This window comes from Paenibacillus sp. EB106-04-04-XG159, assembly GCF_058791835.1.
This window is the reverse complement of the sequence record NZ_JBYTDY010000003.1, coordinates 349,488-370,321: the sequence shown is the minus strand read 5'-3', so window position 1 is coordinate 370,321 and position 20,834 is coordinate 349,488. Positions and strand designations below refer to the sequence as shown.

General features: G+C 50.2%; 20 protein-coding genes and 2 riboswitches. Of the genes, 15 read left to right on the top strand and 5 right to left on the bottom strand.

Annotation, left to right across the window (positions count from 1 at the left end; translation table 11 throughout):
- Nucleotides 1-97 precede the first annotated feature (97 nt).
- Entirely contained in the window at nt 98-841 is a 744-nt protein-coding gene (locus tag AC3WTP_RS05925; RefSeq protein ID WP_492393658.1) for a glycerophosphodiester phosphodiesterase, read from the bottom strand.
- Between the two features lie 221 nt (nt 842-1,062).
- Between AC3WTP_RS05925 and AC3WTP_RS05920 the strand changes: the two genes are divergently transcribed.
- Both AC3WTP_RS05920 and mraY read left to right on the top strand, forming a co-directional pair.
- On the top strand, nt 1,063-1,899 hold the full coding sequence (locus AC3WTP_RS05920; protein WP_492393657.1) for an MBL fold metallo-hydrolase: 837 nt from the start codon (nt 1,063-1,065) through the stop codon (nt 1,897-1,899).
- A gap of 182 nt (nt 1,900-2,081) precedes the next feature.
- Nucleotides 2,082-3,035 (top strand): phospho-N-acetylmuramoyl-pentapeptide-transferase, encoded by a 954-nt coding sequence (gene mraY, locus AC3WTP_RS05915; protein WP_492393656.1) that lies wholly within the window; start codon nt 2,082-2,084, stop codon nt 3,033-3,035.
- Between the two features lie 114 nt (nt 3,036-3,149).
- Here mraY and AC3WTP_RS05910 read toward each other — a convergent pair whose 3' ends face one another.
- From AC3WTP_RS05910 to AC3WTP_RS05895, 4 genes are all read right to left on the bottom strand, one after another.
- Nucleotides 3,150-3,959 (bottom strand): Cof-type HAD-IIB family hydrolase, encoded by an 810-nt coding sequence (locus AC3WTP_RS05910; RefSeq protein ID WP_492393655.1) that lies wholly within the window; start codon nt 3,957-3,959, stop codon nt 3,150-3,152.
- Between the two features lie 25 nt (nt 3,960-3,984).
- The gene (locus AC3WTP_RS05905) at nt 3,985-4,902 is read right to left on the bottom strand and encodes a DMT family transporter (RefSeq protein ID WP_492393654.1); all 918 of its coding nucleotides are present in this window, start codon (nt 4,900-4,902) and stop codon (nt 3,985-3,987) included.
- Nucleotides 4,903-5,116: 214 nt separating this feature from the next.
- Nucleotides 5,117-6,121, bottom strand: a complete 1,005-nt coding sequence (gene lplA, locus AC3WTP_RS05900; RefSeq protein WP_492393653.1) for a lipoate--protein ligase — start codon at nt 6,119-6,121, stop codon at nt 5,117-5,119.
- 170 nt (nt 6,122-6,291) lie between these two features.
- Entirely contained in the window at nt 6,292-6,756 is a 465-nt protein-coding gene (locus tag AC3WTP_RS05895; RefSeq protein WP_492393652.1) for a phosphatase, read from the bottom strand.
- A 207-nt stretch (nt 6,757-6,963) separates the two neighbouring features.
- Here AC3WTP_RS05895 and cobD point away from each other — a divergent pair, with 207 nt between their 5' ends.
- The 13 genes from cobD (at nt 6,964) to AC3WTP_RS05830 (ending at nt 20,761) form a co-directional block, all read left to right on the top strand.
- Nucleotides 6,964-8,064: a threonine-phosphate decarboxylase CobD gene (gene cobD / locus AC3WTP_RS05890; RefSeq protein ID WP_492393651.1), complete on the top strand. Its 1,101-nt coding sequence runs from the start codon at nt 6,964-6,966 to the stop codon at nt 8,062-8,064.
- A 62-nt stretch (nt 8,065-8,126) separates the two neighbouring features.
- Nucleotides 8,127-8,966 carry an adenosylcobinamide amidohydrolase gene (locus AC3WTP_RS05885; RefSeq protein WP_492393650.1) on the top strand — a complete coding sequence of 280 codons (840 nt, stop codon included), beginning with the start codon at nt 8,127-8,129 and terminating at the stop codon, nt 8,964-8,966.
- Nucleotides 8,963-9,934: an adenosylcobinamide-phosphate synthase CbiB gene (gene cbiB / locus AC3WTP_RS05880; protein WP_492393649.1), complete on the top strand. Its 972-nt coding sequence runs from the start codon at nt 8,963-8,965 to the stop codon at nt 9,932-9,934. Before AC3WTP_RS05885 ends, cbiB begins: the two co-directional genes overlap by 4 nt.
- Nucleotides 9,931-10,587 carry a histidine phosphatase family protein gene (locus AC3WTP_RS05875; RefSeq protein ID WP_492393648.1) on the top strand — a complete coding sequence of 219 codons (657 nt, stop codon included), beginning with the start codon at nt 9,931-9,933 and terminating at the stop codon, nt 10,585-10,587. The genes cbiB and AC3WTP_RS05875 overlap by 4 nt, the downstream gene beginning before the upstream one ends.
- Nucleotides 10,588-10,718: 131 nt before the next feature.
- Nucleotides 10,719-10,927: riboswitch (cobalamin riboswitch) on the top strand.
- A 248-nt stretch (nt 10,928-11,175) separates the two neighbouring features.
- The gene (locus tag AC3WTP_RS05870) at nt 11,176-12,186 is read left to right on the top strand and encodes an ABC transporter substrate-binding protein (protein ID WP_492393647.1); all 1,011 of its coding nucleotides are present in this window, start codon (nt 11,176-11,178) and stop codon (nt 12,184-12,186) included.
- A gap of 16 nt (nt 12,187-12,202) precedes the next feature.
- Nucleotides 12,203-13,282 (top strand): FecCD family ABC transporter permease, encoded by a 1,080-nt coding sequence (locus AC3WTP_RS05865; protein WP_492393646.1) that lies wholly within the window; start codon nt 12,203-12,205, stop codon nt 13,280-13,282.
- Complete coding sequence (locus AC3WTP_RS05860) at nt 13,282-14,076, top strand: ABC transporter ATP-binding protein (RefSeq protein WP_492393645.1); 795 nt, start codon at nt 13,282-13,284, stop codon at nt 14,074-14,076. The genes AC3WTP_RS05865 and AC3WTP_RS05860 overlap by 1 nt, the downstream gene beginning before the upstream one ends.
- A 55-nt stretch (nt 14,077-14,131) precedes the next feature.
- Nucleotides 14,132-15,190, top strand: a complete 1,059-nt coding sequence (gene cobT / locus AC3WTP_RS05855; protein WP_492393644.1) for a nicotinate-nucleotide--dimethylbenzimidazole phosphoribosyltransferase — start codon at nt 14,132-14,134, stop codon at nt 15,188-15,190.
- Nucleotides 15,187-15,744, top strand: a complete 558-nt coding sequence (gene cobU / locus AC3WTP_RS05850; protein ID WP_492393643.1) for a bifunctional adenosylcobinamide kinase/adenosylcobinamide-phosphate guanylyltransferase — start codon at nt 15,187-15,189, stop codon at nt 15,742-15,744. The genes cobT and cobU overlap by 4 nt, the downstream gene beginning before the upstream one ends.
- Complete coding sequence (cobS, locus tag AC3WTP_RS05845) at nt 15,741-16,556, top strand: adenosylcobinamide-GDP ribazoletransferase (protein ID WP_492393642.1); 816 nt, start codon at nt 15,741-15,743, stop codon at nt 16,554-16,556. Before cobU ends, cobS begins: the two co-directional genes overlap by 4 nt.
- A gap of 414 nt (nt 16,557-16,970) precedes the next feature.
- Nucleotides 16,971-18,506 (top strand): cobyric acid synthase, encoded by a 1,536-nt coding sequence (locus AC3WTP_RS05840; protein ID WP_492393671.1) that lies wholly within the window; start codon nt 16,971-16,973, stop codon nt 18,504-18,506.
- Between the two features lie 97 nt (nt 18,507-18,603).
- A complete protein-coding gene (locus AC3WTP_RS05835) occupies nt 18,604-19,119 on the top strand; it encodes a DUF2179 domain-containing protein (protein ID WP_492393670.1) in 516 nt (171 codons plus the stop codon).
- A 133-nt stretch (nt 19,120-19,252) separates the two neighbouring features.
- Nucleotides 19,253-19,383, top strand: a riboswitch (cyclic di-AMP (ydaO/yuaA leader).
- Between the two features lie 286 nt (nt 19,384-19,669).
- On the top strand, nt 19,670-20,761 hold the full coding sequence (locus AC3WTP_RS05830) for a KamA family radical SAM protein (RefSeq protein WP_492393641.1): 1,092 nt from the start codon (nt 19,670-19,672) through the stop codon (nt 20,759-20,761).
- Nucleotides 20,762-20,834: the final 73 nt, after the last annotated feature.

Genomic DNA, 20,834 nt, shown 5'->3' with positions numbered 1-20,834 from the left:
ACATCAGAAAAACTCCCATCATTGTAGCAGTAGAAGTTTTTGTTTTATCTACTGTCTACTATGATGGGAGCATATCAGGAGCCGCTGGCTTATTGCGTTATGATCTGATCGAGGTAAACATTTCTTGTGTTAACGGGATATCCGAGGTTAAGCGACGTATGCCAAGCTTGTAGAGCTTGATGGCTGTCTCTTCATCACGTATAGTCCATACCGCCCGATCGATACCGAGCGAGGTTGCTTCCTCCAGCATATCGGGATGATTCATAGCGAGCGAGCTGCTGAAGCAGCAGGTTGCATGGCCTAATTGGTGCAATGGTTGCAAAGATTCGCGCTTATCGGTTAAGAAGCCCAGTTCAATGTGAGGGTGAAGCTCACGCATTAACGTCAGATTAGGAAAAATAAACGAAATAATCATCGTATGCTCGAGCATGTCATGAACCTTCAATAGATGGAGCAGAGCTCGGCCTTCGCTCTCAGTTATCGTTTCCTTCAATTCGAGCTGCAAGCCTGCACGCCCGGAACATAAGTCCAACGCTTCTTCAAGAAGCGGGACTTGGCTGCCGGCGAATTCAGGACTGAACTTGATTCCCGCATCAGCTTGTCGAATATCTTGAAGCGACAGCTTGCGGATGCTCCCTGACGAAGTCGTCGTACGATCAAGCGTATCATCGTGAATAACGACAGGAATCCCCTCTTTTGAGTAGTGAATGTCCAATTCAATCGTATCGGCCCCGAGCTCCAGCGAACGCCGGAACGCTGCCATCGTGTTCTCGGGATAGAGTGCGGCATAGCCGCGATGTGCGACAATTTCAACATTGTCGGATTGGGTATTGAACTCCATATGTACCTGCTCCTTTGCGGATAGGATAATAAATCAATTAATATGAGTCTAACCCCTATTATTTATATCTGTTTGATGAATAAGGCGCATTATTAATGCTAACATGGATATTGTCCACATGACGCTTATGAATCATTATAGTACAAACCAGATAAATGCGTAAACGAAATATGTTTCAATCAGAATGTACCAAAAGTTGGAGTGAAGAGGAAGTGGCAAAAATGAAATTATCATCGATTTCCGTATTAGAAACGGATGATCGTTGGCGGTGTACATTTTTAGGAACAGGGGATTCATTAGGGGTGCCTCGTGTATATTGTGAATGCAATGTCTGCAGTGAGGCACGCACGACAGGAGTCAATCGCAGACTGCGTTCTTCCATCCTCTTATATAAAGGCGATAAGCGGTTATTGGTCGATTGCGGTCCTGATTGGACGCTGCAAATGGAAATGACGGGTCTGCGCTTCTTGCCGGATATATTGATCACACATGCTCATCATGATCATATCGCAGGAATACCTGCATATGCCGACGTATGCAGATGGACCAAGTGCAGAGGGAATGTTATAGCGCCGCAAGAGGTATTGGATCTGATCAAACGCATGTATCCATGGGTTGAACGTCACATCCAATTCATTTCGATCCAAGACAAATGGCAGTGGGATGAATGGTCGATAACACCGATTCGGGTCAATCACGGCAAGAACGGATATTCATACGCATACCGATTGGAACGATCGGAGCCTAGCACAACTTCCGAAGGAAGACATACATTAAGCTGGTTATATGCTTCTGATGCGATAGGTTTGAGCGTGAATGAATTGGAATATATGAGAGGACTTGATGTATTGATCTTGGGCACCAGTTACTATCATGAGCCATACCCATATGAAACTCGCTCGGTTTATGACATGATAGAAGGATCAGCATTGATTCAAGAAATTCAGCCTGTGAGAACTGTATTTACCCATATGTCGCATGGTGTGGATATTCGAGAGCCTTACTTGCTGCCAGATAGCGTTCAATTGTCATATGCGGGCTTAACGATCGAGGTCTGATTCATGGTCGTTTGAAGCAATGATACAGAAAAAAAGCTCAAACTATGAAGGAAATGCTCGACTTGCTGCGAATCAGTATATGTACAGAAATAACGATGCATTAAATATGGAAAAATACTTAATAAGATGACCGATTAGAACATAACATAAGGTAAATCATTATTCACTGGGGAGAATATGTGATGAATTCAGTTATATTCGGAGTATCTAGTCTTTCTTTCTTGCTCGTTGCAGCGTTAATGCCGCTTCTCATATGGGGACTTCGGACGTTGAAGCTGACGCAGCCGATTCGTGTTGAGCTTCCGCCTGACCATCAGGCAAAACGCGGAACTCCTTTGATGGCGGGAATTATCTTGCTCGTTGGAGTTATCACTTCTGTCATCACTCATCCGCAGCCGCTGATGTTATTTATAGCAGCAACCTTTATCTTATTCAGCGCAATCGGATTTATGGATGATGTGAAGAAGGCGGTGTTTCAAGATCCTTCAGGCATCTCAGGGAAAATGAAACTCCTGTTCCAATTCAGCTTCACAGCCGTGCTCTTATACATATTGATGACGCAGTTCGGAATCACATCCGAGATTATGATTGGCCAGACATTGGTGATGGAGCTGCCGATCTTCTTATATGTCGTGATCATGATGCTGTTTATCGTTGGTTCAGCTAACGCGATTAATTTTACAGACGGCTTGGACGGTCTCCTGATCAATGTGGCGATACCAACTTATTTGTTCTTCTTCCTTATCTCTGAACATAGCGAGGTAAAGGTCTTCTCGTTAGTGATGATCGCGTGCTTGCTCGGACTGTTCATCTACAATATTCATCCCGCCAGGGCCTTCATGGGGGATACAGGCTCACTTGCTATCGGAGGGTCGTTGTCCTTTCTTGCGGTAATTGAAAAGGTAGAGCTGCTCGTACCGATATTGTTCCTCGTATATTTTGCTGAGCAGTTATCGGTTATCCTGCAGGTTTGGTATTATAAGCGGACGAAGCTGCGCATGTTTCGCATGGCGCCGATTCATTTTCACTTTAGCTTAAAGTATGGCTGGAGTGAGAATAAGATCGTAGTTATCTTTGGATTTATTTCGTGGGTATGCGTGCTGTTGTGTTATTTGATCTGGTATATGTTCCAGTAAAATGAAGCTGGGGTACTGCCAATTGCAGCAGTTATTAAAAATAAGCCTGTACAGTGGACCTTTTCGTCCAGCTGTTCAGGCTTATTGTTATAGTTGCGGATAGTTGAAGTGCTATTAGGATGGGTTCGTTTGCAGTACGAACTTCTCAATTACATGACGTACGCCTTCTTCATTGTTGGAGAGCGTGACATAATCTGCAGCTTCCTTCAGAGTCGGTACGGCATTAGCCATAGCAACACCAAGACCGGCTGTCTCGATCAAGTCATGATCGTTCCAGGAATCACCGATTCCGATCGTTTCCTCTAGGGAGCAGCCAAAGTGCTTAGCTAAGAAGCGAAGCGCGTTACCCTTAGTACCGTCACGATGAGTTACCTCGAGAAAATGCGGTTTCGACTTTGTAATATGGACCTCTGGCCCAAGCAGCTCACGGATCGCTGGTGTCAGCTCATCCAAACGCTCCGGCGTATCAATCATCAGCATCTTCGTAGACGGTGTAGCTAACAACTTGTCCAAGTCAGGCTCAATCTTGTACGGGATGTTGTTAAGCCCGACATATCCTTGAAGCTGCTCATTGTCCTCGCGGGCATACAGCTCGTCATTAATATACAACTGCAGGTGCAAACCGATCTCCTCGCAGTACTGCAGCAGCTTGCGAGCCGCTGAATCCGGTACGGCGCACTCGTACAAAACTTCGCCGTCCATAATGTTTTTAATCAAGGAGCCTTGGTAGGTAATAAGCGGTACATTCAAGCCTGTTTGCATGGCGATCTTGCGGGCAGAAGCGTACATACGTCCAGTAGCCAGCGTAACGTGCGTGCCTTGTGCAATAGCCTGCTCCAGAGCGCGTTTTGTGCCCTCTGTTACTACTTTTTCATCCGTGATCAGCGTATCATCTACGTCAATCGCGATTAATTTGTAATTCATATCGAATCTCTCCTTATGTGTATCTTTATCTCTCTATATCTAATTGTACCTTTCTCGGCTTCCATTTCAATTCCGCAGTGACCATACTGACAAAGATTAACGCGCATCCGGCTAAAGCATACGCTCCGAGCTGCTCATTGGCAAAGGTTACACCTGTAATCGCGGCAAATACAGGCTCCATGGCATAAATGATCGCCACTCTGGATGCAGAAGTATATTGCTGCGCCCACGTTTGCGCCAGAAAAGCAAATGCTGTGGATAATCCGATCGATACGAGCAAAGCGCCCAAGACAAGTGGTTCGGACATGGATTGCAGTAAGGCGCTAGGCGACTGCAGCGGTTCAAACAGAAGCGCGCCGATCGTGGCGAGTACACCAACGATGCCAAGCTGGACTGTTACGAGCGTCAGTGTGTCGTGCAGGCTGGCGAATCTATCGGTTACGGCAATCTGCAGGGCGAAGCAGATGGAGCAAAGGAATACGAGCATGTCCCCTTTGTTCCAAGACATGTTTGCCCCATTGAATGTTAACAGATATAAACCGAATAAGGCAATGGCAGCAGCGATCCAGGTCTGTATAGAGAGTTTACTGCGCTTCATCCACATAGTGAAGAAGGGGACGAGAACGACAGATAAGCCGGTAATAAAACCGGTATTCGTGGTTGTCGTGTGCAGCAGTCCGATTGTCTGGAAGGCATAGCCTCCAAATAATATGATCCCTAGAATACCACCGTGCAGCAGCAACTGTCGGTTCTTAAAACGCTTGAGGCTGCGATCCGAGATCAATATGAATAGAATAAATAAGCACGCCGCGCCAAGAAAGCGGACGGCGTTGAAGGTAAGAGGCGGCAGAATCTGTACTGCAGCTTGTACTACGATAAAAGTAGACCCCCAGATAAAGGCGATGAACAATAAGCAGAGGTCGGCAATCCACGAACGCTTCATGATGATCTTGACTCCCTTATCAATAAACTTACAAATTCATACTGTTCATAACATTGTATCGAACAAGCGAGGAAGGTGACAAGGAAAAATTGGACACTTCAGTCATGAAGTAAAGAAAAGCAGCTTCATGAGCATGTGGACAAGAGCATTAAAAAGCTCTAGTCCACCCTTGCTTGGCAAGCCAGAGGTGGATTAGAGCCTTTAGTAAAGCGGATTAGATCTGTAGAAGGAGCAGCTGTACGAAATCATCGCGATCGATATTGCCAAGGTAATGTTTAACATCAATCTCAGCCAGTGCTTCCTGCAGCGCTTGTTCATTGTAGCGAACTCCTGCAAGCTTTGCTTCAACATCGCTGATTTCCCCGATACCGAAGAAATCACCGAATATTTTAGCGCCTTCGATGCGGCCGTCCTTTACATCCAATCGAATATCTACGATGCCAGCTGGGAACTTCTTCGCGTTCTGAACGTTGAACTTCGGCGAATGCCCGTAGTTCCAATCCCAATTCTGATATCTTTCTTCGGAGATCGCATGGATCTTCTCCCAGTCCTGCTCGGTCAGCTTATACTGCGACACTTGATCAGGCTCCATACCGAATACATGGCGCAGGATGGTTGCTCGGAACTGTTCGATCGTCATCGGCTCATTGAGGAACTCGGCAATATTCGCTACACGAGCGCGTACGGACTTGGTGCTCTTCGATTCAATCTTCATCTGTTTCACTTTGAGAGCAGATGCGACATTGTCCATCTTAGAATCGAACAGCAATGTCCCATGACTGAACATGCGGCCGCGGGTGGAGAATTGAGCGTTGCCGGATATTTTCTGCTCGCCGACTTGAATATCATTGCGTCCCGTTAATTCGGCATTAACACCCATGCTTTGAAGCGTATCGATTACAGGCTGCGTGAATTTGCGGAAGTTATGGAACGATTCGCCGTCGTCCTTCGTCAAAAAGCTGAAATTCAGGTTGCCGAGGTCATGATAGACTGCGCCTCCGCCGGACAAGCGTCGAACGATATGAATGTTCTGGTCTTTCACGTAATCGGCGTTAATCTCCTCGATTGTGTTCTGATTACGTCCAATAATAATGGATGGCTCGTTTATATAAAACAGCAAATAGCTATCTTCATCCATAGGCAGATGCTTCAATACGAACTCCTCGATCGCGAGATTGATACGCGGATCCGTGATGCCTTGATTATCAATGAATTTCATAGTTGGACCTCCTTTATGCGGTCTCTTTATTGTAAACGATTTGCGCCCAAAAGGAAAAGGTTGTCACGCTGCAGGATATGAAAAAACACAGCAGCCAGAGAGAGTCTCTGAACCTGCTGTGCTGCCAATTGTTGGTGAATGATAAAAGTAATCGCTTTCAAGATAAGGCTTTAAGAATGCTTGTCAAGGCTGGTCATCGAGTAAGAACGGTGGTAAATGACGAGCTCGGAGGCATGTTTCACGATCCAGGCAACCAGCAATACGCTGACCAAAAGATGGGCGCTAATGAGCGGATTTAGAAGAGGTGTCTGAGTATCGGATACGTATATAAGATAGAAAGCGCAGCTAGCTACCGTCAAAACCAGAAATGTGAGCGCTGCTTTATTCGCACGCAGGGAAACATCGCGTGCTATTTCTTTCTCTTCAGGTTCATCTTTCGATACGAAATTGATAAAGTACATAACCGCTTGAAATACGATGGCTATACCAAATACATTGCGCGCCAGAGCCATCATCTCCGTGCTGTAAAGTCCAAGATTGCCTTTGAACGTAAATATTAGAGTAACCGCATAATATATCGTCACAGCTATGGCTGCCGAGAGCGACGACCAAGAAGTTTTCTGGTGTACCGACATTGCGGTTCCCCCCTTGCACGATCGGACACAATCCGATCAATAGTCTAGTAATCATATCAAAGATTTAGGCTCATTATACATGAACCGTTAGAACGGATACAGTGTGCAATTGACCAATGTTTTTCGGCATTTCGTTGAAATCAATTCAGGTTCAGATTAGAATAACGGTGACATATAGCGTGAATCGAAGAAGGGGTGGACAGCAGTATGAATGACTTGGAACGCTATGGACATGGCGGGGATATATGGAGCGCTGCAACGGCATACGGCGGACAAGAGGAACGGTTCCTCGATTACAGCGCGAATATTAATCCGTTAGGTCCGCCTTCTCAAGTGCTCCGGGTAATGGAAGAAGCGATCAAGTGGATCATACGCTATCCTGACCCTGGGCACCGCAGTTTGAAGCAGAAATTAGCGGCTCGACTCGGAGTGGACGCTGCTTCCCTCTTGATCGGAAACGGAGCGGCGGAATGTATGGCACTGCTGCTTCTAGCAGAGCGACCTGCGAAAGTAGGTATTGTAGAGCCTTGTTTCTCCGAGTATGCAGGGTTGTCGCGTCAATATGGTGCAGAAGTTATATCCTTGGTAGGGAATCCGGACGACGATTACCGCGTATCAGCTGAGCAATTGGAACGGCTCATGGCGGAAGTGGATCTATGCATTATCGGCCATCCGAATAATCCTACAGGTGTCTTGTACGATGTCAGTACACTGCAGCGAACAGTTGAAGCAGCTGAGCGCTGTGGAACGGTGCTGGCGGTGGATGAGGCCTTTATTGATTTTCTTGCTGATGGTGAAGAACGATCTGCACTTTCCATGGTGACGAAGCATTCGAATCTGGTTGTGTTTCGTTCCTTGACTAAATTCTATGCCATTCCTGGCCTTCGTCTCGGTTATGCGATCGCTGATCCTAAGCGGATCATAGCGATGACGGGCAAGCAAGTGGCTTGGAGTGTTAACGGTTTAGCTCTAGCAGCGGGTGAAGCCATGTTCGATTGCGATGCTGAGCTAGCGGCATACGAACAACATACGCGAGAACTCATTGCTTCAGAACGCAAATGGCTGAGCGGGCAGCTGGAGCAGCTCGGACTGCGGGTGTGGCCGAGCGAGGTGAATTATCTATTATGTGAAGTGCCGGCACCGTGGACAGCCAGCTCCCTTCAGACTGTGCTTGGACAGCGCGGAGTGCTGATCCGCAGCTGTGCGATGTACAATGGTTTGTCGGAAGGGCATATTCGCTTAGCGGTGAAGGATCGAGCAGATAATGAGCAGCTGATCCGTACGATGCGACAGGTGTTCGAGTTGTAAGGCTAGTCTACAGAACAATAGCTGAAGAATCATCGTCATAGAGCAATTAAGGGGGAAGTGGAGTGCAGCCTTATCGGAACGGAACGAAATGTTATGACGCAAAGCATCTGCCGGGAGTGCGTGTGGTATGGCGCGATGCCCATGCTTCCGTTGAATGGACAGAGAGGGTAAAGATATACAGTAGCGCGGTATTACACGGAGGTAATTCGACAGGCACGCGAATCGTCAATTATATGGTGGATCGCTTTTTCGATTGCAGTGATCCTGTGCAGCATATGCAGAACCAGTGTGAGCAGTGGGGGTACGAGCCGAACGATACGGTTGGTTTGATAACCGCTGCTAAAGTGACGCATATGTCTGTTGACGAGCTCAAAGGTGACCAATTCTCAATTCTGTGCTGTTCATCAGCCGGTACGTCTAATGCGGCGCGCGCTGGAGTGGAGCGGGAGACGTATTCTGCTTATATAACTCCGCAGGATCAGGTGCGTGGACGCGAACATCGGCAGCAAAGAGGAGGGAAGCGGCATGCGCCGGGCACGATTAACATTATGATCGTGCTGGATGGGTTGGTGCATGAGAGCGCGATATTCAACGCGTTGATCACGATTACGGAGGCGAAGACAGCCGCACTGCTGGATCTCGGCATCCTAGACCGAGAGACAGGGCTGTCCGCGACAGGAACGACGACGGATGCGATTGCGATAGCGGTACATAACAGCGGCAGATATACGTCGGAGCACCAGTATGCTGGCACAGCGACTACGTTAGGGAATGCGCTAGGCATGCTCGTATATAGAACGGTAAAGGAAGCGGCAGCGACTCAGTTCGAAGAGGATGCAGAGCTGTTTCCACACGCGGAGGAGCGGAAGCCAGGTAATGAAGGCAGCGGTGGTGAAGAATGAACAGCGCTGCTTGGATCTGGATAGCTGCATATGTATGGGACCGGATAGTCGGCGATCCCAGGTGGATCCCGCACCCCGTCATCTTGATGGGACGGGGGATCACGGGTATGGAGCGCTTGGTGCGGCGCATCGCGCCAAGCGAATCCGCGCTCAAGCCGCTGGGTGCGCTGCTGCCGCTAGTGATAGCGGGCGGTGCTTTCGGACTGACGTGGCTGGCGCTGTGGGGGCTTCACGCCGTGCAACCGTGGCTCGCGTGGGGCGTTGAAGCTCTGCTGATCGGCACGACGATCGCGGTTAAAGGCCTTCAGGATGCGGGCATGGCGGTATACCGCCGGCTTGCGGAAGTCGATATGGAAGGCGCCCGCCGTGAAGTTGGGATGATCGTCGGCCGTGATACAGCGGAGCTGGACGAGCCGGAGGTAGTGCGGGCCACAGTAGAGACTGTGGCAGAGAATATTGTTGATGCGGTGATCTCGCCGCTATTCTATGCGCTGATCGGCGGCGCACCGCTTGCGATGGCTTACCGCGCGGTCAATACGCTTGATTCGATGGTAGGGTACAAGAATGAAAAGTACCAGAACCTAGGGTATGCCTCGGCGCGACTGGATGATGTCGCGAACTGGATTCCCGCACGGCTGACGGCGGTACTTATAGCGCTAGCCGCTTGGTTGTACCGGGCAGGGGATGCCAAGGGCGCGCTGCGCATGGCGCTGCGCGATGCAGGGAAGCATCCAAGCCCGAACAGCGGCTGGCCGGAAGCGGCGACAGCGGGCGCGCTGCATGTGCGTCTTGGGGGCTACAATGTGTACAAAGGCGTACGCAGCCTGCGCGCCTATATGGGTGAGCCCGTTGAGACGTTAGCGGCACGCCATATCCCTGCGGCGTGCCGACTGCTGCGCGGCTCGTCGCTGCTGTTCGCGGCGGCGGGCCTCGCCGTGCTGCTTGCGCGCGGCGGGTGGCTGCTGTGAGCCGGCGCGTGCAAGTGGTGCGCATCGCGGTGCTGCGCCACGGCGTGACGCGCGAGAACGCGGAGCGGCGCTACGTGAGCCGCACCGACGCGGCGCTGCTGCCGGAGGCGCAGGCAGCGCTCGCCCCCGCGCGGCGGCGTCTCGCCGCGGAGCGCCCGCTCGCATTCGCGAGCGATATGCGCCGCTGCATCGCGACGCTCGAGCGCGTCTCACCCCGCACCGCACCGCTGCGCGCGGTGGTGGACGCCCGCCTGCGCGAGCTGGATTTCGGCCGCTGGGAGGGCCTCACCTATGCGGACCTGCAGGCGGACGCCCAATACTGCGCCTGGCTGGATGACATGACAGCCGTCATCCCGCCAGGCGGCGAGTCCTGGCAGCAATTCGCGGCCAGGACCGAGGAGGCTTGGCGCGCCATATTGGAGCGCGCCCGCCTCCACCGCGCGCCGCGACCACGCCAGGGTCGCCGCGCGCGGCCGCCGATCGCCGTGCTCATCGTGACGCACGGCGGGGTCGTTCGCCGCCTGCACAGCATGGCATGGCCGGCGGCGTCATTCTGGGACGTGCCCGCCCCTACGGGAGGCGGCTTCGTCATCGTCGCTCAGCGGCAGGGCAAGCGCTATCGCTTTCTGCGCACCGAACCGCTCACGCGCTGATCGCCGCTCACGCGCTGATCGCCGTGAGCGGCTCGCCCATGTCCTGCAGCCAAACATTTTACAAGATATACTTGCTAAGGAGATATATATAGCCTATAATCATACCTTAGTTCATATCAAGTACGGACAATCGTATATATACGAATTCAGGTCTTTCTGTTCGGCAAGCTTCATGCTGTCGGAAGAAAGTGAAAAGGGAAGCCGGTGCAAATCCGGCACGGTCCCGCCACTGTGAATCGGGTGATGCGCTCTTGTGCCACTGTCTCCAAGCTGAGATGGGAAGGCGAGCGCATAGCAGCATCCCGTAAGTCAGGAGACCTGCCTGAATCGAGACGACAAGTATCCTTCGCGGAAAGGAATACGTCAACCAGCCGCTCATGCGCCATAGAGCTCTCTTGCTCAGATGCGAGAATCAGTCATTGACGCACCGGCAATCCATTGGATGACGATGATCCCTGTTTCGCCTAGCGCGAGGCAGGGATCTTTTCATGTTCATATGGAGGACGTTGAGTACACAATCTTATCGAACCGGATACGTTGGTCCGTAGCTTGCCATGCGCAGCAGAATATGGACTATAAAAGGGGAGGATGAACGACGTGAAGACATGGTGGAACCGCTCGCTAGGCGTGCTGATGACACTCGTGCTGGCCGTGACATTGGCAGCGTGCGGAGCAACGGAAGAGAAAGCTCCGAATGAAACAAGCGGCAAACAAGAGACAACGCAACAACCGCAGCAGGAACAGAAAACTCCTGACGCGCTGAAGACAACTTACCCATTGACGGTGAAGGACGCTACAGGCGAAGAGTTCATATTTGAGAAAGCGCCTGAGCGAATCGTGTCTGTATCACCTGCTGAGACGGAAGCCTTATTTGCTATAGGCTTGGATGCTGAAATCGTGGGCGTATCCGATTATGATGACTACCCGGAAGCAGCGCTGACTAAGCCGAAGATGGGCGACATTACGAAGCCTAACGAAGAAGCCATTATTGCGGCTAAGCCGGATATCGTATTTACAGGTGTATCCATGAGTGAGGAAGCAGTTAAAAAGTTCCGCGATCTTGGCATCAAGATCTTCAAGGTAGAACCTAAGACTTACGATGATGTGATCGCCAGCATTGAACAGTATGGCTTGATTACAGACCATCAAGAACAAGCCAAGGCTGTTGTCGACCATATGAAGCAGGTGCGTGACGAAGTTCAAACGGCTGTGAAGGATGTTAAGGAGAAGAAGAAAGTATACATTGAGTATGCTCCAGGCTGGACGGTTGGTTCAGGCGAATTCATGAACGAAGTGATTGAAATTGCCGGCGGCGTAAATGTGGCAGCAAGTGAACCAGGTTGGATTCAACTTAACGAGGAAAATGTGATCAAAGGCAATCCTGACGTCATTCTGTATGCTGACGGTATGGTTGATTTTGATTCCAAGAAGCCGCTTGAGGAGATCATTACTAACCGCAGCGGTTGGGCCAACATCAAGGCTATTCAAGACAAACAAGTGATTGGCATTGATACGAATATTATTAGTCGTCCGGGACCGCGCTTGGCTGACGGCTTGAAGGAAGTTGCGAAAGCGATCTACCCGGATCTCGTAAAATAGATTGGATGTGGTAACGATGACACCCAACAGCGAAACAACATCGCGCCGCTTGCGGCGAAACAGCATCATGGCAGGGGGAGCGGGCATTACGCTCCTCCTCTTGTCCGTTATTGGATGTCTAGCTATCGGGTCGGTTAAAATGCCATTTGGCGAGATCGCGATGATTCTGCTGCATCATATTCCTTTCGTGGGAGACCTCATTCCCGTTAGTTGGGATGATGCTTCCGCTCAGATCATGATGAATGTGCGATTCCCGCGTGTTGTATTGGCGATGCTCGTTGGAGCTTCATTAGGAGTTGCGGGAACCGCCTTTCAAGGCGTGCTGCGCAATCCGCTGGCAGACCCGTATACGCTGGGTGTATCCTCGGGCGCTTCTGTGGGCGCGGCTGTGCTCATTTATTTCGGACTGCAGTACAGTCTGCTCGGACAATGGTCCATACCTGTGGTTGCCTTCGCGACTGGGATATTGACCTTACTGGTTGTGCTTCGGATGGCCAGAACGAACGGAAAATTACCGATTGAGACCCTGATCTTGTCCGGTGTCGTCATGCAGGCATTTCTCGGTGCGATCGTGTCATTTTTGGTGGCGATGTCTGAGCAAACGGTAAATGAGATTTTATTTTGGACGATGGGCAGTCTCGCGCTTCGGGGATGGAGCTATGTCGCGGTAATCGCGCCGTTCTTCCTCATCAGCTTCATCATTCTGCTGGCTTATGTGCGTCCTCTGAACCTGTTGGCTCTAGGTGAACGTCAAGCCGCGCATCTCGGTCTTCATGTGGAGCTTACGAAATGGATTGTATTGCTGACAGCAACCTTCCTGACAGCGGGAGCGGTGTCTGTATCCGGAGTCATTGGCTTTGTAGGCCTGGTTGTTCCGCATATGCTTAGATTAGTAGTTGGACCTGATTATCGATTGCTGATGCCGATGTCCGCGATTGGCGGCGCGTTATATGTCATGTGGGCGGACACGATTGCGCGTTCCCTGCTCGCACCGACAGAGATTCCGCTCGGGGTCGTTACAGCGTTTGTAGGAGCGCCGTTCTTTGCCTATCTATTAATTCGCAACAAGAGGCTGAAACGAGGAGGGAAAATGTAATGGAGATTCAGACTCCTGCAGTGGATGTAAATGGAGTATCTCATGCATATGGCAATCAAGCAGTGCTCCATGATGTAGACCTTCAAGTTTATCCGGGAGAGTGGGTCGGGATTATCGGTCCCAACGGCAGCGGCAAGTCTACTCTTCTATCCCTCCTTTCTCGTGCGGAATCAGTGAAGCGCGGCAGCATTAAGCTGTATGGCGCCTCGATTCATGATTATAGCCGCAAGCAGCTATCGCGATTAATGGCCGTTCACCAGCAGGAGGTGCTGCCAGACGTTCATTTTACAGTAAGAGATATCGTAGAGATGGGGCGTTTTCCTTACCAGTCTTGGTTTGGCAGTGAACGTGAGGATAGCGGTCCGTTTGTAGATCAGATTATGGAGCAGCTGCAGCTGTCGGATATTGCGGATCGACAGTTGAATCAGTTAAGCGGAGGGCAGCGGCAGCGCGCGGCATTGGGCAAGCTTATGGCTCAGTCGCCTAGCCTCGTGCTGCTGGATGAACCGACAACCTATCTTGACATTCACTATCAAGTACAATTTATGGACGTTATGCGTGAATGGCAGCAGACATGCGGGCTGACGATCGTGTCCGTGCTGCATGATTTGAATCTGGCATCCTTGTACTGTGATCGAATTATTGTGATGCATGAAGGAGTTATTATTGGAAATGGAGAGCCTGAGGAGATCATGACTCCTCAACTGATCAGCCGCATATTTCAGACCGATACCGTAATTGTCCCTCATCCGGAGAGCGGCCGTCCGCAAGTCTTAATGGGAAGTCGGAAATGAATGGAACTACATCATAATTGACCAATATTAAACGACAACATATGGAGATGATGATATGAACAAATATCCTTGGACCGATTCAATCGCACCGCTAAATAAGGAGGCCGGTCAAGCGGCAATGAACCACCAGAACCAGTTGACGAAGCCTCCTGGCAGCTTAGGTATGCTGGAAGTGCTGTCGAAGCAGCTGGCTGAGATTACGGGGGAAGCGATGCCTGCATTTGAGAAGAAAGCGGTCATTGTGATGGCAGGCGATCACGGTGTGTGCGCGGAGGGCGTCAGCGCTTTCCCTGCAGAAGTGACACCGCAGATGGTGCTTAACTTTATTCATGGCGGCGCGGCGGTTAATGTGCTGGCGCGCGAAGCAGGCGCAGATGTGGTATGCGTAGATGTTGGCGTCAACGCGGAGCTTGTCCATGAGAAGCTCGTCAATCGCAAGGTAAAGCACGGAACGGATAACATGGCTAAGGGTCCCGCAATGTCGCGTGATGAGGCATTGGCAGCTGTGCAAGCGGGCATCGATATCGTTACAGACATGGTGAAGCAAGGATACAGCATGTTTGCGACTGGCGAGATGGGAATCGGCAATACGACCGCGAGCGCTGCTTTGATGAGCGTATTTGCGGATATGCCGCCGGAAGAAACGGTTGGCCGCGGTACCGGCATCAATGATGACCAATGGAAGCATAAATGCAATGTCGTGCGCCGCGCGTTAGAGGTTAATCAGCCGCAGAAGGATGATGCGTTGGATGTACTGGCGAAAGTCGGCGGCTTGGAGATCGCTGGATTGGTCGGCGTTATTCTCGGAGCGGCGATGAATGGCAAGCCTGTCGTCATCGACGGTTTCATATCCTCGGCTGCCGCTTTAGTGGCTGCAAAGCTTGCGCCAGCTGCGCAGGGCTATATGATCGGCTCTCATCTATCGGATGAGCATGGCCATCGCGCGCTGCTGCAAGCGGTAAAGCTTACGCCGACCTTGCACCTTGGCATGCGGCTGGGAGAAGGCACGGGCGCTGTGCTGATGTTCCAGCTCGTTGATGCGGCTTGCCGAATTATGCGCGAGATGGCTACTTTTGCCCAAGCTGGCGTATCGGGCAAGGACGAGGCGCAATGAGCGGGCGCATCATCCTGGTAACGGGCGGCGCTCGCAGCGGCAAGAGCTCGTTCGCGGAGCGGTTGATGCGTAAGCGCTCGCCGGAAGGCTGTTTATATGTGGCAACAGCCGAGGCGCTGGATGAGGAGATGAAAGAGCGCATCCATCTTCATCAAGCAGAACGAAACGCTGCGGCTTATCGCTGGGATACAGCCGAGTGGCCGTTGAATCTGCCAGAGCAGCTCGCAGCATGTACGGCTCCATCGGTTATGGTAGATTGTTTAACGGTATGGCTGTCCAATGAGCTGCTAGCTGTTGAGAACGAGCCTGATTCCACAGCTCGAGTGGAGCGGCGAATTCAGCAGTTGGCTGAGGCTGCGGCTAAATATAACGGAACGCTGGTCATGGTGACCAATGAAGTGGGAAACGGTGTCGTTCCCGCCTATAAGCTTGGGCGGGTATTTCGAGACGCAGCCGGCCGACTGAATCAACGAATGGCCGGAATAGCGGAGGAAGTTTATCTGGTGACAGCCGGCATTCCTATTGAATTGAAGAGTCGGATGGTGGAGCTATGACTCAGTTCAAGCAGGCTTTGATTGCCGCAGTACAATTTCTGACTCGAGTGCCGATACCTGTAGAGGTGCCGTTTACCAATGAGGTGCTGAAGCGCAGCACCTTGTTCTTTCCCTTCGCCGGTGTGCTCGTCGGCCTCGTATCATGGGGCAGCGGCTGGCTGCTGATGCAGGTGCTGCCGGTGATGCCCGCGGCCGTATTGACCGTACTCGTCATGCTTGCGATGACGGGTGGATTGCACCTCGACGGGCTTATGGATACCGCCGACGGCATACTAAGCCATCGCTCGCGTGAGCGGATGCTGGAGATCATGAAGGATAGCCGAGTGGGGGCGATGGGGGTCATAGCTTGCGTTATCATTCTGCTCTGGCAATGGTCGCTCATTGCAAGCTTGATGGAGCAGCAGCGATGGAGCATTGCCGTTGTGCTGCCATTTATCTTCAGCCGCTATACGATGGTGTGGGCGATTGCTAAGCAGCCCTATGCGCGAGCTTCGGAGTCGGGGCTTGGCTCGCTGTTTCAGGGTTTAAGCTCCAAACATGTGATCAGAGCGGCGGGAATGAGCCTCTTGTTGTCCGTTCTGCTGCTGGAGGTTAAGTTGTGGATAATAGGCCCTGAAACGCTTCATAATATATGGCTTGTGCTTGGTTATACAGCAGGCATGCTGCTGCTGGCTGCTCTGCTTGCGTATGTACTGGCACGCGCCATTGTACGCAAACTAGGCGGACTGACAGGAGATACGTACGGAGCGATTTGTGAGCTGGTGCTGACCCTTCTCTTGACGATTCAGGTCGCTATATATCCATTAATATAATGAGATTGAACGAGGCAGGTAGTTTGAACCACTCGGATGAGAGCAGAATCGATGAGCATCCATTCAAAACATGCATCTTTTTCAAGATGGACGTATGAATATGATGCTCGGCATTTCTGCTTTTTTTTGAAATGATATGTTATATTTATGCGATTTATTAGGAATAGAGCCAGTAAGCATCGCCTGGCAAGTGCCTATAAAAGAGTGTCTGCCTATTATACCAATGACTCAGTAAGCGAGCATGTGAGTAATGCTTGGCTAATGTGACTGATTAAGTATCGGTTCACGATCCCGTTTACTCAGATGCTTACTGAGCTAATGGGAGAACGGTCAAATGGTGTGGATAGGGACACATCTCGATGAAGGGTGGTTGGTTATATAGTGGAGGAATCAAATGGGATAGGGCGAGCGATTATGCTGCAAGGGACGGCCTCGGATGTGGGCAAGTCCGTTGTGACGACTGCGCTGTGCCGCATCTTCAAGCAGGACGGGCTAAAGGTGGCTCCGTTTAAGTCGCAGAATATGGCCTTGAATTCATATGTGACGCTGGATGGCAAAGAGATAGGCCGTGCGCAGGGGGTTCAGGCGGAAGCGTGCGGCATAGCTGCCACGACGGATATGAATCCAGTGCTGATTAAGCCGACTCGTGATATGCATTCGCAGATTGTTGTGCATGGCAAGCCTTATCAGCATATGAGCGCGATGGATTATCGCCGTCAATTTTTGCCGGAGGCTCGGGTGATGGTGACGGAAGCCGTTAACCGCTTGAAGTCGGAGTATGACGTAGTAGTGATGGAAGGAGCGGGGAGTCCAGCAGAGATTAATCTGAAGCACAACGATATCGTGAATATGAATATGGCTGCATGGGCGGAAGCGCCGGTCATTCTTGTCGCAGACATTGACCGCGGCGGGGTGTTTGCTTCTATTGTTGGTACTTTAGAGCTGCTAGAGCCTGATGAGCGGGATCGAGTAAAGGGCTTTATCATCAACAAGTTTCGCGGTGATGTTGCTCTTCTCCAGCCTGGTCTAGACTGGTTGGAGGAACGGACAGGCAAGCCAGTACTTGGAGTGCTGCCTTATGTGCGCAATCTGAATATAGAAGCTGAGGATTCCGTCGTACTGGAGCAGATGAATAAGCACATTTCTAGCAGCGAGTCAGATAGTTATGAGCTAGATATTGCTGTGATTCGTTATCCTCGCATTTCTAATTTTACAGATGTTGATCCGCTCATGGCTGAACCTGACGTGCGAATTCGATATGTGGAGCAAGCTTCAGATCTCGGCACACCTGATGCTATTATCCTGCCAGGAACGAAGAGCACTATTGAGGATCTGCGCTTTCTGCGAGAAACGGGGATACAGCAGGCAATTGAGGTACAGGTTCACCGCAGTGCGAAGCTGGTTGGAATCTGCGGTGGCTATCAAATGCTAGGCAATCTAATAAGTGTTCCAGATGGTGCTGAGGCTGAACCGGGGACGGTCGTGAAGGGCTTGAGTTATCTGCCGATAGAAACGTGCTTCTACGCGGAGAAGAAGATTGAGCGTGTGTATGGCGAGGTAAGTCGAAATCTAACCGACAAGGAACACTTAGTGGGGTTGAAGATAACAGGCTATGAAATTCATATGGGGCGCTCAACGGTAAATATGAGCGAGAAAGCCGCAGGTCCTTTGTTCATACTTCAAGGCGCTGGAGAAGCCTTTGGCGATGGCTATGCCTCGATAGATGGGAAAGCTTGGGGAACGTATGTGCACGGTATATTTCATAATGATCATTTTCGCCGTGCGTGGCTTAATCAGCTGAGGGAAGGGAAGGGTTTATTGCCGCTCAATAGCTGTATTAGCTTTGTGAATCGACAAGAAGAGGCTTTTGACAGGCTGGCTGATACAGTGCGCGAGCATCTGCGAATGGAGCTTCTCTACGACATTGCAGGAATCACTCCTCATGACTAACGGAAACATCATACTTACGACTCCAGGTTTGAAGAAGCGCACTAACGGTTAACGTATGTAATACAACAAATGTATAAACTTGAAGGAGATGTAGGTTATATTTACTATCCTATTATCGATCTTTTGCATACAAATCGTATACGTCGCGTTCTTCACCTTGCGCATGATTCTGACACTGAAAGGCCAAAAGTATTATGCTGCTGTCCTAAGCTGTGTAGAAATTACGATATATGTGCTTGGCTTGAATATGGTTCTGAAATATTTGGATCAGCCGATCAGCCTGATCGTATATGCACTTGGATACGGCTTAGGTGTATTAGCAGGTTCTTGGATCGAAGGGAAGCTAGCGCTCGGATATGTTACGATGCGAGTTATCGTAAACGATCCGTTCAGCGAAGTACCTCAGCATCTGCGTAAATTAGGTTATGGCGTTACCACATGGATTGGTCAAGGTCGCGATGGAGACAGGCTCGTGCTGGAAGTGTTAGCGAGACGCAAGAACCAGAAGAAGTTGTATCAATCGATTATCGAGATTGATTCGAAGGCGTTTGTCATTACACTTGAACCTACTCAATTCCACGGAGGCTTCTGGACTAAAGCGACTAAAGATTAAGTTTAGAGGCGAATATCATAAGTTAAATTTCCTTGATAAGAAAGTGGCGAGCACTCGTTGGGGTGCTCGTATTTTGCATTGCTGGAAAATATTGAGTGGTAATCATGTTGACAATATGTCAATATTCATATAGCATAGAAGTACGCTTAATTCCCAGCAATGGGAAGCGGGGGAACCAATCAGTGGGGCTAGTCGCAGCAATGCGTAGGAAACCATCTTTTCCGAGTCCGTCAGCTAACCTCGTTTGCAGGAGATGGGTCACATCACAATTATGAACATATCACCATGACCCGAATCTTTATTCGGGTTTTATTATTTTGCTGACCCTATTTCACAACAATGACCGATGAGTCATTGTTTGTGTTGGGGTCTTTTTCTGTTGACCCGCAACAGTATTATCTTCTGCAAGCAAGAAAGAACCATTTCCCCCCCCCCGTCTCAGTCAAGACGCATCTAGACTGAATCCAATCACCGATCATCATGATGATCCGCACATCACTTGAAAGAGAAGGACTGAGTAAGCCAATTCTTGAGTAAAGGGGCGATCGTAATGCCGCAACCAAAGTACATTACGCAGATTGATCGAATTACTGCTATTCCCGAGGAGGAGCGCGCTAAGCTCAAACAGATCACGGAGAAATTCGTGTTCCGCGTGAATGATTACTACCTTGGCTTGATCGACTGGAACGATGAACATGATCCTATCCGCAAGCTCGTCATTCCGAATGAAGGAGAGCTGTTGGAGTATGGACGTTGGGATGCATCTGATGAGCATGCCAATTATGTAGCACCTGGATGTCAGCACAAGTATGGAACAACGGCGCTTCTCATTGTATCGGAGGTGTGCGGCGCTTACTGTCGTTATTGCTTCCGTAAACGCTTGTTCCGCAATGATGTGAATGAGGCTTCATTGAATGTAGAGCCGGGCCTAGCTTACATCGAACAGCATCCTGAGATCAACAATGTGCTGCTCACGGGCGGGGATAGCCTTATTCTCTCTACGAAGAAGATTCGTGAGATATTGGAACGTCTTCGCAGTATCGAGCATGTAAAGATTGTGCGATTCGGCTCCAAGCTGCCGGTGTTTAATCCGATGCGGATCTATGAAGATGAAGAGCTGCTTCAGGTGTTTCGTGAGAATTCGAGTGTAGATCAGCGGATCTATGTGATGGCGCACATCAACCATCCGCGAGAGATTACTCTTGAAGCGAAGCGAGCCTTTGATGCACTCCATAGCGCTGGTGTTATCGTGGTGAATCAGACGCCTGTATTAAAGGGGATTAATGATGATCCAGCGGTGTTGAGTGAACTACTTGACCAATTATCATGGGCTGGTGTTACACCGTATTACTTTTTTATCAATCGTCCAGTTGCGGGCAATTCTGACTTTGTCTTGTCCTTGCAGCGTGCATATGAAATTGTGGAGCAGGCGAAGGCACGAACCTCGGGGCTTGGTAAGCGGGTTAGATTGTCCATGAGTCATGCGTCCGGCAAGATTGAGATATTGGCGATCGAAGATGGCAAAGCCTATTTGAAGTTTCATCAATCGAAGAACGGAAATTATGGGAAGTTTATGACTCTGGATTGCCCTGAAGGTGCTTCATGGTTTGATGATCTACCAGGACATGAACGGTACTTATAATCGAGATGGAACATCTAGAAAGAGTCCTGTAGTGATTAGCTTGGCAGGAGAATGTTTAATCGCAAATATTGGG

Excerpts from the sequence above, each read along its gene's own strand:
- cobU (WP_492393643.1), top strand. The coding sequence starts at position 15,187 with ATGAGCGGGCGCATCATCCTGGTAACGGGCGGCGCTCGCAGCGGCAAG.
- AC3WTP_RS05905 (WP_492393654.1), bottom strand. The coding sequence starts at position 4,902 with ATGAAGCGTTCGTGGATTGCCGACCTCTGCTTATTGTTCATCGCCTTT.
- cobS (WP_492393642.1), top strand. The coding sequence starts at position 15,741 with ATGACTCAGTTCAAGCAGGCTTTGATTGCCGCAGTACAATTTCTGACT.
- AC3WTP_RS05920 (WP_492393657.1), top strand. The coding sequence starts at position 1,063 with ATGAAATTATCATCGATTTCCGTATTAGAAACGGATGATCGTTGGCGG.
- cobT (WP_492393644.1), top strand. The coding sequence starts at position 14,132 with ATGAACAAATATCCTTGGACCGATTCAATCGCACCGCTAAATAAGGAG.
- AC3WTP_RS05830 (WP_492393641.1), top strand. The coding sequence starts at position 19,670 with ATGCCGCAACCAAAGTACATTACGCAGATTGATCGAATTACTGCTATT.
- AC3WTP_RS05910 (WP_492393655.1), bottom strand. The coding sequence starts at position 3,959 with ATGAATTACAAATTAATCGCGATTGACGTAGATGATACGCTGATCACG.
- cobD (WP_492393651.1), top strand. The coding sequence starts at position 6,964 with ATGAATGACTTGGAACGCTATGGACATGGCGGGGATATATGGAGCGCT.
- AC3WTP_RS05840 (WP_492393671.1), top strand. The coding sequence starts at position 16,971 with ATGCTGCAAGGGACGGCCTCGGATGTGGGCAAGTCCGTTGTGACGACT.
- cbiB (WP_492393649.1), top strand. The coding sequence starts at position 8,963 with ATGAACAGCGCTGCTTGGATCTGGATAGCTGCATATGTATGGGACCGG.
- AC3WTP_RS05925 (WP_492393658.1), bottom strand. The coding sequence starts at position 841 with ATGGAGTTCAATACCCAATCCGACAATGTTGAAATTGTCGCACATCGC.
- AC3WTP_RS05870 (WP_492393647.1), top strand. The coding sequence starts at position 11,176 with ATGAACGACGTGAAGACATGGTGGAACCGCTCGCTAGGCGTGCTGATG.
- AC3WTP_RS05865 (WP_492393646.1), top strand. The coding sequence starts at position 12,203 with ATGACACCCAACAGCGAAACAACATCGCGCCGCTTGCGGCGAAACAGC.
- lplA (WP_492393653.1), bottom strand. The coding sequence starts at position 6,121 with ATGAAATTCATTGATAATCAAGGCATCACGGATCCGCGTATCAATCTC.
- mraY (WP_492393656.1), top strand. The coding sequence starts at position 2,082 with ATGAATTCAGTTATATTCGGAGTATCTAGTCTTTCTTTCTTGCTCGTT.
- AC3WTP_RS05860 (WP_492393645.1), top strand. The coding sequence starts at position 13,282 with ATGGAGATTCAGACTCCTGCAGTGGATGTAAATGGAGTATCTCATGCA.
- AC3WTP_RS05895 (WP_492393652.1), bottom strand. The coding sequence starts at position 6,756 with ATGTCGGTACACCAGAAAACTTCTTGGTCGTCGCTCTCGGCAGCCATA.